The organism is Micromonospora sp. LOL_025, from assembly GCF_048060285.1.
GTDB lineage: Bacteria > Actinomycetota > Actinomycetes > Mycobacteriales > Micromonosporaceae > Micromonospora.
Map to the genome: position 1 here is coordinate 41,864 of NZ_JBHMIR010000026.1, position 15,672 is coordinate 57,535.

Genomic DNA, 15,672 nt, shown 5'->3' on the forward strand with positions numbered 1-15,672 from the left:
GACTCTCTCTCCGACTCAGACTCAACTCAGGTGACGGGCCGGGTCAGCCGACCGGCGCCGCCCGCTCGACGGGGCCGACACGGCGCCGGTGCATGTACTGGGCCAGCAGCAGCCCGCCGCCGCCGACCGCCACCTCGCTCAGCGCGCAGACCAGCCGGCTGACCAGCACCACCGGCGTCGCCACGGTCACCGGCAACACGGTGGCCAGCCCGACCATGAGCACCGCCTCACGTACGCCCAGGCCGTCCGGGGCGACCATCACCACCAGGCCGGCGACGGTGGCCGCCGCGAAGCCGGCGACGCAGATCAGGTACGACCGCAGGGGCGGCGCGCCGGCGGCCACCGCGAGCAGCCACAGGTGGTGCCCGGAGACGAGCCAGGACAGCGACTGCGCGGTGATGGCCCGGCGGAGGCCGGCCGGGGACGCGGCGACCTGCGGGGGCGGTCGCCGCAGCAGCCGGGCCGACGCGCCGAGCCCTCGGTTGAGCAGGTCCGGACGGACGAAGAGCACGACCAGGGGGACCGTGGCGAGCAGCAGCCACCCGGCGGCGCCCGACAGCAGCGCCGGCCCGGCCGCGAGCGCGACCGTCGTCCCGGTCATCGCGACCACCGCCCAGCTGAGCAGGAACACCCCGGCCAGCCGGACCGGGCCCACCTCGATCTCCTTGCCCATCCGCAGCAGCACCGGCAGGGCGACGAAGCGGCCCGGGACGAACTTGGCCAGGAACCCGACGAAGAAGAGCCGGTACGCCGTCCACCGGTCGACCGCTGCCCCGAGGTCGACGAAGAGCGCCCGCCACGAGGCCAGCCCCAGCAGCAGCCCGGCCGAGTTGATCAGCAGGGCGGCGGTCAGCGCGGCGGTCACCCGGACGGGGTCGAGGCGGGCGGCCAGCGTCGCCACGGGCGTCCAGTCCTGGGCGCGTACGAACAGCACCAGACCGACGGTCAGGGCCACCACGAAGGCCGCGGTGAGGACGTGGTTGGCCAGCCGCCACCAGCGGCCCTTCACCGCTGCGACACCGGGGCCACCCGGCGGGCGCGGCCGGCACGGACCCGCCGCAGCAGCGCGGCGCACACCCCCAGCCCCATCCCGACGAACTCCGTCAGGTGCGTCAGCCACCGCAGCCCCGCGGCGTAGAGCAGGAACCCCGGGCCGCGGTGGCGCAGGGCGAACGCCAGCAGCTCCCGGTCGGCCACGACGAAGGCGGCGAGCGGGCCCAGCGCCAGCAGCGCCAGCCGGGGCGACACCAGGGCCAGCGACGCGGTGCCGACGGCCAGCGCGCTGGCCGCCATGCCCACCACCGAGGCGAGGTCGACCCGGTGCGGCGTCCGGCCCGCGGCGTCCGCGCCGGCCACCGGCCGCTCCCAGCGGGCCACGACCACGGCGTCGGCGTACGTCACCGCACGGCGGAACAGCTCCGACAGGTACGGCCACAGCCGGTCCACGTCGTCGTGGCGGCCGACGATCTCGTCGCTGACCCGGATCTCGTAGCGGCTCGGCAGGCGGGTGCCGAACTCCACGTCCTCGGCGTCGCGCAGCCGCTCGTCGAAGCCGCCGACCAGTTCGAAGACGGCCCTGGGCACGGCGGTCAGCGCGAACATGGTGGTCGCCGTCACCCCGGTGGCCCGACGCCGCCAGAAGTGCTCGAACAGCGTCTTGTACGCCTCAACCGGCCCGTCGTCGTGCAGCGGGCGCAGGTCGTAGATGCCCTGCACGACGCCGCAGTCGGGGTGCGCCTCGAGGGTGCGTACCGCGGCGGCCAGCGCGCCGGGCGCCAGCGCGATGTCGGAGTCGACGAAGAACAACACGTCGCCGGTGGCGCGGGCGGCGCCGGCGTTGCGGGCCGCCGAGACACCCCGGTTGACCGGGAACGCCACCACCGCGCAGGGGAACCCGGCCGCGATCCGCCGGGACCGGTCCGTGCTCGCGTCGTCGACGACGATCACCTCGGCCGGCGGGGGGCTCTGGGCGTACACCGCCGACAGGCACTCGTGCAGCGTCCGCTCCTTGTTGAAGTTGGGGACGACCACGGAGATCCTCACCGGATCGGGTCCTCGATGGCGTCGGCGCGGGTCACGGTCTCACCGTCCCTCTCCTGCGGTTGGTCGTGCCGGGGCGCGGCGGACGCCGGCCCGGTCGGGTCGGCGCCCGCCCGCGGCCCGCCGGGACGCCGGGCAAGCACGCCCAGCGCCACGAGCCCGGCCAGCACGTACGTGTTGCTGTGCAGCAGCTCCCAGCCGCGGAAGTGCAGGTCCTCGCCGCGCAGGCCGACGAGAGTCCAGGCGGCGCTGGCCACGCAGAGCGTCCAGAGCAGCGCGCCGGCCAGCGCGGCGGCCCGGTCGGCCCGCGGCCGGGCCCGCGCCGCCAGCAGCACCAGGGCCGGTACGCACCAGACCCAGTGGTGGTGCCAGGAGACCGGCGAGACGAGCACGCCCGTCGTCGCGCAGGCGAGCACCCCGCGCAGCTCGTCGCCGGCGCGGGCGCAGCGGGCCGCGACGACGATCCCGGCCACCGCCGTCAGCGCCGCCACCGGCAGCCAGACGGCGCGCACGTCGGCGACGTCGCCGAGGCGCGCCAGCGCGCCGTGCAGCGACTGGTTCAGGACGGTGCGGGGATCGCCGGTGACCCGCGCGGTGTCGAGCAGGCCGCCGCCCCAGAACCGCGCCGAGTCGCTCGGCCGCCAGGCGAACCCGAGCCCGACGGTGGCGGCGAACCCGGCCAGGGCCACCCCCGCCGCGCGCCACCGGCCGGTGCAGAGCAGGTACGCCACGAAGATCAGCGGGGTGAGCTTGATCCCTGCGGCGATGCCGACGCCCAGGCCCCGCCAGCGGTTGGCGGGGCCGGAGGTGAGGTCCAGCAACACGATGAGCATCAGGAACAGGCCCACCTGGCCGACCTGGAGGTGACCGGCCACCGGGAACATCGGCAGCGCCGCGACGGTGCCCGCCAGCACCGCGCCGGGGCGTACCGGCGGGCCCGCGCCGGCGGCGCGCAGCGCCACGCGCACCACCGCCGACAACGCGACGACCGAGGCCAGCGTCCAGAGCCCGACGCCGACGGCGGCGTCGACGTACGCCAGCGGTTGCAGCAGCAGCGCGGCGAAGGGCGGGTACGTGAAGCCCAGCGCGATGCCGTCGGTGCCCCGGTGGGCGACATCGTAGAGCTGCCCGTCACCGCCGGCGGCGGCCAGCGCGCCCGCCCGGTAGGCCGCGAGGTCGCCCCAGAACCGGCCGGTCGCCCGGTGCACGACGACCGCGGCGGCGGCCACCAGCACCGGGAGCAGGAGCAGGGCGGTGGCCGGGAGCGCCGGGCCGGGGTGGCGTCGCGGCCGAGGGCCGGGGTCTGGTGCCGACGGAAGGGTCATCACCGATCTCCCCCTTCAGGCGTCGGCGGGAGAACGGTAGCAATCGATCACTGAACGCATCCTGTAACTGGTCTGGATTACCCACCGTCCACAGCGGCCGGACCGACACCGGCCGTCACGCCGGACAGGCTGTCGCGACGAGCCATGCGCGTGAACTGCTCACACCAGTTCGAGGAGCATCTTCCGGGTGAACGCTAGCGGGTCGTACCGCCGTCAGCCGGCGGGTGGCGTCATGATCGACAATCTGGTCAAATTGGCAAGGTCGGCTGTCGGCGTGAGCTCCACCGTGGTCCCGCCGGCCGCCTTGTCCGCGGACGCTCGCCCGATCGTGACAGCGCCGACCTGACTGCTCTGCTGGGACGGATCCGGCATCAGGACACGGCTGGTCTGGTAAACCTCGCCATCTGCGGGAACGCCTTCCATGACCAGCTTCCCGCCGGTGCCGCGTACGGAACCCGGAACATTACTGATGTTCGTGTACACCCGGCCGGCGAATCCGGTGCTGGTAACGAGGTCGACGGTGGCTTCGCCGCGGACGCCATCGACTGCCGTCACGCGTCCGACCAAGCCTTCGGCGACGACGGCCAGTTGCCCCTGCCGAACTCCCTGATCGTTCGGGAACGCCACGATCACCTGTTGGCCGTTCCTGCCGACCACCTCAGCGGGTACGGCCCGCGTCGCCGTCCACACCGTCCTCACCGGGCACCTCGAACACCTTCGTGAGACTGGCGAACGGTCGCTTCGGCGACCTGGCCCCTTGGTGCTTCAGCAGTGCTGGCGGGGCAGCGGGCCCTACGGGCGACACAGGAAGTCGGCGGCCATCCGGTCGATTGCGGCCCGGTCCAGCTTGCCGTTCGGCAGTCTCGGTAGTTCCTCGACCGCCTGCCAGCGGCTGGGCAGAGCGCCGCGAGGCAGGTCGTCGCGGAGCAGCCGGCGCAGGTCGGGCAGGCTCTCGCGGGCGTCGGCACAGGTCACGAAGGCGACCAGACCGGGAACCGCCGAGCGTCGGCGGGCGATGCCGACGGCGGTGGGTCGCCCGCCGACGCGCCGGACGATCGCCTGCTCGATCTCCGCCAGCTCGATCCGCATTCCGCCGATCTTGAGTTGGGTGTCGCGGCGGCCCGCGAAGTGGACGAGATCCTCGGTGTCCAGGCTGACGACGTCGCCGGTCCGATAGGTTCGCGCTCCCTCGGCGCCCGGGAAGTGCGCGAGCCCACCGGCCGCCGTCGCGTATCCGGCCGCGACGCCCGGGCCCGAGATCCGCAGTTCTCCGGTTCGGGAGCCCGTCCGCTCGCCGTCGAGGTCGATGTACACGGTCGTCCCGGGAATCGGCCGGCCGATCGGCACGTCGGACGAGTCGGCGTCCGTCGGACGGCACCGGTGGACCATCGTCCACACGGTGCCCTCGGTCGGTCCGTACTCGTTGTAGAGCGCCGCACCGGGAAGCTGCGCGAAGTGCCGGCCGACGAGGCGCGGCGGGCAGGGCTCCCCCGCGACGATGACCGTGCGCAGGCTCGTGAGCTGCCCCGGGCCGGCCGTGTCCAGTACCGCCTCGTAGAGGGTGGGCAGCAGCAGGAGGTGGGAGCCGCGGAAACGGTCCGCCGCCGTCACGATGGCCTCGGCGTCGAGCGGGTTGCGGCCGGGGATGACGAGGTGCGCCCCGGTCGCCAGCGACCAGTAGATGCCGGCCACGGAGCTGTCGAAGGATATCGACGAGCAGAGCAGGTAGACCGACGGCGCCTGCCGGTAGTAGTGGATGCGGGCGCGGGTGGAGTATCCGAGGCCGTCGTGGGTGACCACCACGCCCTTCGGCGTACCGGTCGAGCCACTGGTGAACAACGTGTACGCCGGGGACTCCCCCGCTGGCCGGGCACGCGGGGACGCTCCGGACGGCTCCGCGGCGGCGCCCGTGATCCGGAGCCCGGCGTCGGGGTGCTCGGACTCGGTGATGCGGCAGGTCGCCCCGCTCGCCACGATGACGTCCTCCTGCCGCCGGCGGGGAAACAACCGGTCGACCGGCACGTACTGCGCGCCGACCCGCAGCACGGCGAGCATCGCGACGATCGCCCACCGGGACGCGGCGGTCTGGATGATCACCGGTTCCGCCGCGCCGACGCCGGCCGCCCGCAGCTCCGCCGCCAGTGAGCGGGTCTCGGCGTCCAGGTCCGCGAAGGTCAGGCAGCCGCCGGAATCGGACACGGCGGGCCGCTTCCCGAAACGGCCGAAGGAGGCGTCCAGCAACGGAAGAATCGGCTCGCCGACGGCGAGGTCCGCACCCACGAGCCGGATCGATTCCACGTCGCCCCCCGAGCTTCCGCAGACAAGTCAGGGTAGCCGCCCCCAACGCTCGCGTCCAGCCGATGCCGACCACACCAATGGTCGATTAGCGCCAATGCCTGATGGCCGCTTTCAGATCTTGGCAAGGGTGCCGTGGCAGGCGCTTGACGAAACTCGGCGGGCCTTGTTGTACTTGGTCGGTCTTCACGATCGTGCACCGCGATTTCAGCGGCGGCACGACCGGTAGCGGCGTCCGAGTGGCCGCCAGCCAATTAACGTCCACCTCATGAATTGTTGGCGATCAGGACTCGCGAGGCCGATTGATGCAGCGTTCGGACGAAGGAACGGAGGTGCCGTCGCGGCCGGAGGCGGTCTCCGCCAGCCAGCGGCGCTTCTGGTTCCTGGACCAGATCACGCCCGGCGTCCCCGTCTACAACAGCTATTCGGCGATCGACCTGTCGGGCCCGCTCGACCCCGCGCTCGCGGTCCGGGCGTTGCAGGAGATCGTCCGCCGGCACCGCATCCTGCGTTCCCGGTTCCCGGACGAGGACGGCCAGCCGGCCATCGACACGTCGACGGGTGACCGACCGGGGGCGATACCGTTCATCGATCTCTCCGCGCTTCCGGATTCGGGACGCGGCACGACCGCCGACGGCCTGGTCGACCGACTCGCGCATCGCACCTTCGACATTCAGCGTGGCCCGCTGTTCCGGGCGGCGGTCGTCCGCACGGAAACCGACCGGCACATCGTGCTGTTCGGCGTGCACCACATCGTCTCCGACGGCTGGTCGGTGCAGGTGGTGTTCCGCGATTTCCGCGATTTGTACGCCGCCCTCGCGGAGAATGGCGAATTCCGTCCGGCACATTCTCGGCCGCAGTTCTCGGACGTCGTCGCGAGACAGGAGAAATGGCGGAACAGCGCCGGACACGACCGTCAGCTGGATTACTGGCGCGGTCGCCTGGACGGCATCCCCGGCGATTCCCGCGTGCCGCCGGACCGCGGGGCGAGGACCGATGCCGGGCACGCCGCCGGACACGCCCGGTACGCCATCGCCGACGACCTGGCCGGGCGGCTGCGGGCCCTCGCCCGCGCCGAGCGGGTCACGCTGTTCATGGTGCTGCTGACCGGCTTGAAGATCACCGTGTCGCGTTACCTGCAACGGGGCGACATCACGGTGGGTACGCCGATCGCGATGCGCGACGATCCGGACGTCCAGGACATGGTGGGGCCGCTGCTGAACACCCTGGCGCTGCGCACCGATCTGTCCGGCGCGCCGACCGTACGACAGGCCCTGCTCCGGGTACGCGACACCTGTCTCGCCGCGTACGACAACCAGGACGTCCCCTTCGACTCCGTGGTCGCCGCGCTGGGCGGCGGGCGGGACCTGGAGAACAGCCCGTTCTTCCAGATCCTGTTCCAGTACGTCGCCGGCGCCGGCGAGCGGCACTCCTTCGCCGGACTGCGGGCCTCACTGAGGGAGGTCGAGCTCGGTCTGGCCAAGCTCGACCTGACCCTCGACGTGGTGGAGGACGACGGCGCCCTGGACCTCGTCGCCCGGTACCGGGCCAGCAGCTACGACCGGGCCACGATCGACCGTCTGGCAGGGCACTGGCAGAACGTGCTCGCCGGCATGTGCGAGCGGCCGGACGCGGACATCGGGGACCTCGACGTGCTCACCCCGGCGGAACGGTCCATGGTCGCCGCCGCGTCGACCGGGGCGCCCGTCGTCGCACCGGCGGCGACGTCGGTGCTGGATCTCTTCGAGCGGATCGTTGACGCCGACCCGTACGCCGAGGCGGTCGTCTGCGGAAGCGTACGGCTCGGCTACGGGCAACTGGACCGGCGGGCGAACCAACTCGCGCACCGCCTGCGCGAGCTCGGGGTGGCACCCGAGACGCGGGTGGGCATCCTGATGGAGCGTTCGGTCGAGACGATCGTCGCCGTGCTGGCGGTCTGGAAGGCCGGCGGAGCGTACGTGCCGGTCGACACCGACATGCCGGCCGCCCGGCGGGAGGCGATCCTGGCCGACGCGGGCGTGACCGTCCTGCTCACCCAGGAGCAGCTCGCCGACGACCTCGCCGACGACCGGCGGCACGTGCTGACCGTCGACCCGGACCACACGGCGTTCGGCCACCTGCCGACCGGTCGGCCGGCGCGCACCACGGCCGCCGGGCAGCTGAGCTACGTCATCTACACCTCCGGGTCGACCGGACAGCCGAAGGGTGTCATGGCGACCCACGGTGGCCTCCTGGGCACCTGCCTGGCGTGGGAACACGCCTTCGGGCTCCGGGGGCGGATCCGGTCGCACCTGCAGATGGCGAACTTCTGCTTCGACGGCTTCCTCGGAGAACTCGTCCGGTCCCTCACGTCCGGGGCGAAGCTGGTGGTCTGCCCCCGCGAGTTCCTGCTCTCGCCCGACCGGCTGCTCGCCCTGATCCGGGACGAACGGGTGGATGTCGCGGACTTCGTACCGACCGTCCTGCGGGCGTTGTCCGGGCACCTTGAGCGCAGCGGCCAGGGCCTCGGCGGGCTCCGGCTCGTCATCGTGGGATCCGACACCGTACCCGCGGACGAGCTGGCCCGCCTCCGGCGGCTCGGCGGGCCGGACACCGAGGTGGTCAACTGCTACGGGCTCACCGAGGCAACCGTGGACAGCACCTACTTCGTCTGCCCCCCCGACTGGCCGGAAGACCCGTCCGTGCTCATCGGCGAACCGCTGCCCGGAATGACGGTCCATCTCCTGGACCCGGCGCTGCGGCCGGTGCCGCCGGGAATGCCCGGCACGATCTTCGTCGGCGGCCCCACGGTGGCTCGCGGATACCTGGGCGATCCCGGCCGGACGGCGTCGGTCTTCCTGCCCGACCCGTTCAGCCCGCGACCCGGTGCCCGGATGTACCGGACCGGCGACCGGGCGCGTTTCCGCCGGACGCCGCAGGGGTTGCGGATCGAGTATCTCGGCCGGGCCGACCAGCAGGTCAAGATCCGTGCGTACCGGGTCGAGCTGGGCGAGATCGAGGCGGCCCTGCGGCGCCTGCCGGGGGTCCGGGACGCGGTGGCGGTCGTGGACGACAGCGACCCCACCGACCGGCGGGTGCATGCCTTCGTCGCCGCCGCCGAGACCGCCGAGACGCGGGACTGGCATGCCGCGCTGCGCGCGACACTTCCCCACTACATGCTCCCCGATCGTCTGGTGCTGCTGCCCGCGCTACCGACCACGGCGACCGGTAAGACGGACCGCCGCGCCCTCGCGGGTCGCCCCGGCCGGGAGATCTCCCTGCCAAGCACCGGGACGCCGCCACGTACCGAGACCGAGCGGCGGCTGGCGCGGCTGTGGACGCGGGTGCTCCGCGGGCGGCGGACCGGTGTGCACGACGACTTCTTCGTCGCCGGCGGCGACTCCCTGCTGGCCATGCAGCTCGTGGCGCGCGTGCGGGCCGAGTGGGGCATCGAGTACGGCCTCCGGCAGTTCTTCCGCCAACCGACGATCGCGCAGGTCGCCGCGAGGATCGATGCCGAGGACGAGCGTCCCGACCTCGCCCGGCTGGACCAGATCGTTCCGGTGGCCCGTGAAGTCGTCCGTCACCCCGGTGACGGAACGCCGTGATCCCGCTCGCCGACCGGCGCTGAAGGAGAGGCCGTGGACCTTCCGTACGTCATCCGCAGTGACCGCCCCGGGGAGAGGCTCACCGACCGGATCGCGGCCGACCGCCCCGAGATCCGGCACAGGTTACGCACCAACGGCGCGGTCCTGCTCCGCGCCTTCGACGTCGACGGAGTCGACGGTCTCGAGGCGGCGGTGCGGGCGCTGTCCGGTGATCCGCTGCCCTACACGGAGCGTTCCTCGCCCCGGTCGACGATCAAGGGGCGGATCTACACCTCCACGGACTACCCACCCACGGAGGAGATCTTCTTCCACAACGAGAACTCCTACCAGAGTTCCTGGCCGATGACGCTGTACTTCCACTGCGTACAGCCGCCCCTGGAGCGGGGCGCCACCCCGCTGGCCGACACCCGCGGCGTGCTGCGGGAGCTCGACCCGACGGTGCTGGAGGAGTTCGCCAGGCGCCGGTGGATGGTCCGGCGCAACTTCACTCCCGACGTGGGCCTCCCCTGGCAGGAGGTGTTCAACACCACTGACCGTGACCAGGTCGACCGCTACTGCGCCGAGCACGGCATCGAGGCGCAGTGGCGCGGCCCGCAATGGCTGCGCACGACCTCGGTCCGCGATGCCGTGCACCGGCACCCGCAGACCGGGGAGCGGGTGTGGTTCAACCACGCCGCCATCTTCCACGTCACCACCCTCGGGCCCGACGTCCGCTCCGGGCTGCTGGAGATGTTCGGGGAGGACGGACTGCCCAGCAACAGCTACTTCGGCGACGGAGGCGCGATCCCCGACGACGTCATCGGCCACGTCCGCGACTGCTACCGCGCGGCCGGCACCCGATTCGACTACGAGCGCGACGACGTGCTCGTGATCGACAACATGCTGACCTCCCACGCGCGTGAGCCGTTCCGGGGCCCGCGCCGGATCGCCGTCGCCATGGCCGAACCGGTGCCGACGGTCGGAGCGGCGTCATGAGCGGGGCCGGTCCGGTCGTCTCGAGCGAGGCCTCCTCGGCGCAGCGTCGCATCCACTTCCTCGACCAACTGGTGCCGGACGGCGCGGTGCAGAACATCACCCGGGCCCTCGATCTGCACGGTGAGCTGGATATCGCGGCGCTCGATCGGGCACTGCGGCGGACCGTGCGCCGGCACGAGAGCCTGCGGACCTGTTTCGCCGTCGTCGACGGCAGCCTGCGTCAGCTGATCACCGAGCGGGAGCCGCGGCTGCGCGTCGTCGACGTCCGTGGCGTCCTGTCGGGCGACGCCACGTCGTCGCCGGCGGGACTGGTGCAGGCGCTGACCGACCAGGAGGCGGTACGCGTGTTCGACCTCGCGCGCGCCCCGCTGCTGCGCCTCACCCTGCTGCACACCGGTCCGCGCCGGTACGTACTGCTGACGTCGTTCCACCACATCATCGCCGACGCCTGGTCGGTCGACATCTTCTTCACCGAGCTGGCGGCGCTCTACCGTGCCGAACGGTCCGGAGAGCCGGCGCTCCTGCCCGAACCGCGGCTGCAGTACGCCGACTACGCCAGCTGGCAGAACCGGCTGATGCGGGCCGGCCGTTGGGAACGCGGCAGCGCCTACTGGCGGGAGCAGTTGCGCGACGCGACGGAGCTGGCCCTGCCCACGGACCGTCCCCGACCGGCCCGGCCCGCGTACCGCGGTGACAGCTACCGCTTCTCCCTCGACACCGCCGTCACCGCACGTCTGGGGGAACTCGCCCGCGCGGAGGGTGCCACCGTATTCATGGCGCTGCTCGCCGGATTCGCCATCCTCCTGCACCGCTGCACGGGCCAGCAGGACATCGTCGTGGGCGGCACGGCCTCGGGACGCGACCGGCCGGAGGTCGAGTCGCTGATCGGCGCCTTCGTCAACATGCTCGCCCTCCGGATCCGGGTGGACGGCGAGCGGAGCGCCCGCGAGGTGCTCCGGCTCACCTCGGAGACCTGCCAGGACGCGTACGAGCACCAGGACGTCCCGTTCGAGCAGGTGGTGGCGGCGCGGGGCGAGGCACGCCGGTCGGACCGCCACCCGATCTTCCAGGTCGTGTTCCAGATGATCACGGAGGCGGACCCTGAATTGGCCCTGCCGGGTGCCACCGGCACGTTGCGCGAGGTCGACCGGGAGAACTCCACCTACGACCTGGTCTGCACGGTCACCCGGACGCGGGACCGGCTCGCCGGGCGGATCGACTACGACACCGATCTCTTCGCGCACTCGTCCGTCGTGGCGCTCGCCGACTGCTGGCTGGCCATCCTCGCCGACCTCGGCCGGGACCCGGACCGGAAGGTCCGCGAGCTGGCGCCCGGCGGGGACCGTACCGACGGCGCACCACCGGCTCCGGTGCCCCGGGCCGCGCTGGACCAGGTGCTCGACGTCGTCGCGCTTGCCGGACCCGGCGCGGGAGACGACGCGCACGGCGAGGTCGTCGACGTGCACGGGCTGCCGACGCCGGTGGGTATGCCCGGCGAGCTGTGGGTCGTCGCAGGAGGCCGGCGGACCCGCACCGGTCGGTTGGTCCGGCGGCGCCAGGACGGGACCCTGGCGCCCGCGTACCTGCCCGACCACCCCACCGAGGGGGTCGGGACGCGGGTCGCGGACACCGGCCCCACGGACGCGACCGAGGCCGCGATCGCCGCGATCTGGAGCGAGGTACTCGCCCGCCCCGACATCGGCCGGCACGACAACTTCTTCGTGCTGGGCGGGCACTCCCTGCTGGCGACCATCGTCGTGACCCTCATCCAGGAGCGTCTCGGGGCACCGCTCAGCCTGGCCGACTTCTTCCTGTACCCGACGGTCGCCGGGCTCGCGGCCGAACTGACCGCGCGGCCCGCGGTCGCGGGGACCGACGGCGAACTGGCCGACATGTTGGCCGACCTGGAGCGCGAGTCGAGATGACCGAGACGACCGAGGCGCCGACGTCCCGCACCGGGTCCGCGCCGACCAGCGCGACGACGGCAGGTGCCGCCGCCATCCCGGACGTGGTCGGGCTGATCGAACGGTGTGCCGCGGGTACGCCGGACGCCGTCGCGGTGACCATGGGCGACACCCACCTGACGTACCGGCAGCTCGACCGGCGCGCCGACCGGCTCGCCCGGCGGCTTCGGGGCCTCGGCGTCGGCCCGGGACGGGTCGTCGGCCTGCACGCCGACCGGTCGCCCGAGCTGATCGTCGGCCTGCTGGCCGTGTTGAAGTCCGGCGGCGCCTACCTGCCCCTCGACCCGGCGCTGCCCGACGACCGCCTGCGCTTCATGGTCGACGACGCCGCCGCGTCGATCGTGCTGACCCGACCCGGGCGGCACGGCCCGATGGCCGCCGGCTCGTACGACCTGATCCCCCTGGACGGGCACGGGGACGGGGACGGGGACGGGGACGGGGACGGGGACGGGGACGGGGCGAGGATCGGGGCCGGAGCCGGCCCACGCGACCTGGCGTACGTGATGTACACCTCGGGCTCCACCGGGCGACCGAAGGGCGTCATGGTGGAGCGCCAAGGGCTGGCCAACTACGTGCGGTGGCTGATGGCCGAGTTCTCGCCGGGCCGCCCGGTGCACAGCCTGCTGCACAGCTCGATCGCGTTCGACTTCTCCGCCACCAACATCTACCTGCCGTTGGTGACCGGCGGGAGCCTCGCGCTGGCGCCGCCGGACGCCGACCACGAGGCCCTCGCCCGACTGCTCCAGGACTCGCGGCTGGACCTCGTCCGGGTGACCCCGTCGCACGCCGAGCTGCTGGACGCCGCCACGGGCGGGCGGACGCCACCACCCGGGCCGCGGTACGTCGTCGTCGGCGGCGAGATCCTCCGGGCGCACCAGGTGTCGACCCTGCGCCGCCTCTTTCCCGGATCAGTCGTCTACAACCACTACGGACCGACCGAGACGGTGATCGGGCGCTGCTTCCTGCGCCTCGACGAATCCGCCGGGTTCCACCTGGGCGACTACGCCGCCCATGATCCCGTGCCGGTCGGCGGCCCGATCCCCAACACCCTGCTCACGGTGCGTCCCCGAGAGCCGGAGGAGACCGCGGACGACACCGGCGAGCTGCTGATCGGCGGGCTCGGCCTGGCCCGCGGATATCTGAACCTCCCCACGCTCACCGAACGGAACTTCGTCACGCTGCCGGACGGTACCCGGGCGTACCGGACCGGCGACCTGGTGCGCCTGGACGACCGGCGGCGGCTCGTGGTGGTGGGACGGACCGACGACCAGGTCAAGATCCGCGGGCACCGCGTGGAGCTGGGCGAGGTCGAGACCTGCCTGCGGGCGTCCGACGAGGTACGCGCCGCCGCCGTCGTGAAGGTGGCCTCCCCCGGCGACGCCCTGGTCGCATTCGTCATACCCGAACGGAACGGGCATCTTGATCCGGCCGCCCTGCGCGCCGGCCTGGCCCGGAGGTTGCCGGACTACATGCTGCCGCACCGGTTCGTCGTACTGGACGCGCTGCCGCTCTCCGCCAACCGCAAGCTCGACCGGGCCGCCCTCGCCGCGCTGGCGGTCGCCCCCGCGCCCCGACCGGTGGCCGAGCCGTCCGACCCGCCCCCGGAGAGTCGGGAGGGACGGTTCCTGCGGTGCGTACGGGACGTGCTGGGGCTGAGCGAGGTGTCGGCGGACGACGACTTCCTCGCCCTGGGCGGCGACTCGATCGCCGCGATGAAGCTGGCCGCCCGGTGCCGGGCGATCGGCATCGAGCTGCGGTACACCCAGATCCTCGTCGCCCGGAGCCTCCGCGAGACGCTGGACGGCGCCACCCGCTAGCGCAGCGTCGGCGACACGGCACCGGAGCCGTACCGTGAGGGCCGCGAGTCCACGCCCGCGTACCAGTCGACCAGGGCCCGCTCCGCGACCCGGCGGCGCTCCTGGGTGCCGGTGTCCTCACCGTCGTTGAGGACCATGAGGTCACGGCCCAGCCGGTGCAGCTGGACGACCTGCTCCGGGCTGAACCCGCGGCCGAGCAGGTAGGGCAACGCCCAGAAGTCGAAGTTCCACATCGGCATCCACAACGACTCGGTCACCTCGGCGAAGACGCGATCAACGGCGTCGCACGCGCCCGCCGAGTCCATCGTCGCGTGCCGCCAGCGGAAGTCTCTGCCGGTCAGCGCGTACTTCGCCGCCTGCTGGTGGATCGGGGCACGGTGGTTGTACCACCACGGCTCGATCCGGAAGAACGTCGGCGCCACGTCGTTGAGGAAGTCGATCGTGTTCTGCACCGTCTGCTCCGTCTCGCCGGGAAAGCCGGCGATGAACGAGGCGAACGACATGATGCCGCGCTCGTTGAGCCGCTCGATGCCGTTGCGGTACCGGTCGACGCTGGCCGACTTGCTCATCGCCTTCAGGACCGTGTCGTCGCCCGACTCGATGCCGAGGAAGACGCCGGCGCACCCGCTGCGCGCCATCAGGTCGAACATGTCGCTGCCCCGTACGTTGCCGCACCGGAAGTACGAGTACCAGCGGAACCCGTACCCCTTGCGGATCATGAGCTGGCAGATGTCGACGAAGCGCGGAAGCGGCACGTTGAAGGTGTCGTCGATGAAGACGACGTCCGTCGAGCCCAGTTCGGCCATGGCGTCGAGTTCCCGTTCGATCGTGGACAGCGAGGCCAGCGACAGCGCGCCCGCCCGGATCGGGTAGTCGCAGAAGCCGCACTTGAACGCGCAGCTGCGCGCCGTGCGGGTCTGGAGCACGGGCCCCAGGTCGGCACCGTCGAACTGACCCCACTCGATGGCGCACTCGTCGAGCGAGTTGTTCTCCGGCACCCGGCGGGTGCTCACCACCGTCTCCCCGTCACGCACCCACAGCAGGTTCGGCACGTCCTCGAGCGGCCGTCCGTCGCGGACGGCGGCGGTCAGCCGACGCAGCGTGTCCTCGCCCTGCCCGTCGTGCACGTACACGTCGGCGCCGATCTCGGCCAGCACCCAGGGCAGCGTGGCCGCGTCGGCGTCCACGATCAGGTTGGCGACCAGCGGCCCGCCGACCACCACCATCGTCTCCGGGTTGCGCTCCCGGACGAACTCGACCAGCTCGATCACCGGTCCCGGCGAGACGTAGAACGTGGTGGTGATGACGGTGAGCACGGGGTCTCGCTCGGTCAGCAGGGCCGCCAACCGGTCCTGCTCCGGGCGGAACGCCGAGACGAAGTCCGCCTCGTACCCGTGCCGGCGCAGGTGGCTGGTCAGGTACACGGCGGCGAGGTTCGGGACCTCGCCGATGTGGTACCCGACGTGGCCGGCGCCCGCCCCGGAGCGGCGACGGTCCAGTTCCGACAGCAGGTCCATGTACGGCAACCGCTGGCCGTCGAAGCGCACGTGGTCGTGGCGGGCGGTCCGATACTCGATGGCCCGGCCGCCCTTGCGGCCCACCATGTCCAGGTGACGCGAGAAGGGCGTGTCGTTGTAGCCGATGATCAGACAGTCGAGCCGCATCGTGT

Annotated in this window: 10 protein-coding genes; 4 read left to right on the forward strand and 6 right to left on the reverse strand. The window is 72.5% G+C overall.

All coding sequences use genetic code 11. From position 1 onward, the window contains the following. Positions 1-43 precede the first annotated feature (43 nt). From ACFHW0_RS25030 to ACFHW0_RS25050, 5 genes are all read right to left on the reverse strand, one after another. On the reverse strand, positions 44-1,009 hold the full coding sequence (locus ACFHW0_RS25030) for a lysylphosphatidylglycerol synthase domain-containing protein (RefSeq protein WP_416611344.1): 966 nt from the start codon (positions 1,007-1,009) through the stop codon (positions 44-46). After that, positions 1,006-2,043: a glycosyltransferase family 2 protein gene (locus ACFHW0_RS25035; protein ID WP_416611345.1), complete on the reverse strand. Its 1,038-nt coding sequence runs from the start codon at positions 2,041-2,043 to the stop codon at positions 1,006-1,008. Before ACFHW0_RS25035 ends, ACFHW0_RS25030 begins: the two co-directional genes overlap by 4 nt. Further along, positions 2,040-3,365 carry a glycosyltransferase 87 family protein gene (locus ACFHW0_RS25040; protein ID WP_416611347.1) on the reverse strand — a complete coding sequence of 442 codons (1,326 nt, stop codon included), beginning with the start codon at positions 3,363-3,365 and terminating at the stop codon, positions 2,040-2,042. Before ACFHW0_RS25040 ends, ACFHW0_RS25035 begins: the two co-directional genes overlap by 4 nt. 213 nt (positions 3,366-3,578) lie before the next feature. Beyond that, positions 3,579-4,064: a rod shape-determining protein MreC gene (locus ACFHW0_RS25045; RefSeq protein ID WP_416611349.1), complete on the reverse strand. Its 486-nt coding sequence runs from the start codon at positions 4,062-4,064 to the stop codon at positions 3,579-3,581. 93 nt (positions 4,065-4,157) lie between these two features. Then, the gene (locus tag ACFHW0_RS25050; RefSeq protein WP_416611350.1) at positions 4,158-5,663 is read right to left on the reverse strand and encodes an AMP-binding protein; all 1,506 of its coding nucleotides are present in this window, start codon (positions 5,661-5,663) and stop codon (positions 4,158-4,160) included. Between the two features lie 329 nt (positions 5,664-5,992). On the opposite strand from ACFHW0_RS25050, the gene ACFHW0_RS25055 reads away from it, so the two are divergent. The 4 genes from ACFHW0_RS25055 to ACFHW0_RS25070 are packed head-to-tail and all read left to right on the forward strand — an operon-like array spanning position 5,993 to position 14,003. Then, the gene (locus ACFHW0_RS25055; RefSeq protein WP_416611351.1) at positions 5,993-9,247 is read left to right on the forward strand and encodes a non-ribosomal peptide synthetase; all 3,255 of its coding nucleotides are present in this window, start codon (positions 5,993-5,995) and stop codon (positions 9,245-9,247) included. Between the two features lie 33 nt (positions 9,248-9,280). Next, positions 9,281-10,222 carry a TauD/TfdA family dioxygenase gene (locus ACFHW0_RS25060; RefSeq protein WP_416611352.1) on the forward strand — a complete coding sequence of 314 codons (942 nt, stop codon included), beginning with the start codon at positions 9,281-9,283 and terminating at the stop codon, positions 10,220-10,222. After that, entirely contained in the window at positions 10,219-12,147 is a 1,929-nt protein-coding gene (locus ACFHW0_RS25065; RefSeq protein ID WP_416611353.1) for a condensation domain-containing protein, read from the forward strand. The genes ACFHW0_RS25060 and ACFHW0_RS25065 overlap by 4 nt, the downstream gene beginning before the upstream one ends. Further along, positions 12,144-14,003, forward strand: a complete 1,860-nt coding sequence (locus tag ACFHW0_RS25070; protein WP_416611354.1) for a non-ribosomal peptide synthetase — start codon at positions 12,144-12,146, stop codon at positions 14,001-14,003. Before ACFHW0_RS25065 ends, ACFHW0_RS25070 begins: the two co-directional genes overlap by 4 nt. Here the strand turns inward: ACFHW0_RS25070 and ACFHW0_RS25075 are convergent. After that, entirely contained in the window at positions 14,000-15,667 is a 1,668-nt protein-coding gene (locus ACFHW0_RS25075) for a PhpK family radical SAM P-methyltransferase (protein WP_416611355.1), read from the reverse strand. The genes ACFHW0_RS25070 and ACFHW0_RS25075 overlap by 4 nt on opposite strands. Positions 15,668-15,672: the final 5 nt, after the last annotated feature.

Bases quoted from the DNA above. Each gene is read 5' to 3' on its own strand.
- ACFHW0_RS25040 (WP_416611347.1), bottom strand. From the start codon at position 3,365: ATGACCCTTCCGTCGGCACCAGACCCCGGCCCTCGGCCGCGACGCCAC.
- ACFHW0_RS25065 (WP_416611353.1), top strand. From the start codon at position 10,219: ATGAGCGGGGCCGGTCCGGTCGTCTCGAGCGAGGCCTCCTCGGCGCAG.
- ACFHW0_RS25070 (WP_416611354.1), top strand. From the start codon at position 12,144: ATGACCGAGACGACCGAGGCGCCGACGTCCCGCACCGGGTCCGCGCCG.
- ACFHW0_RS25075 (WP_416611355.1), bottom strand. From the start codon at position 15,667: ATGCGGCTCGACTGTCTGATCATCGGCTACAACGACACGCCCTTCTCG.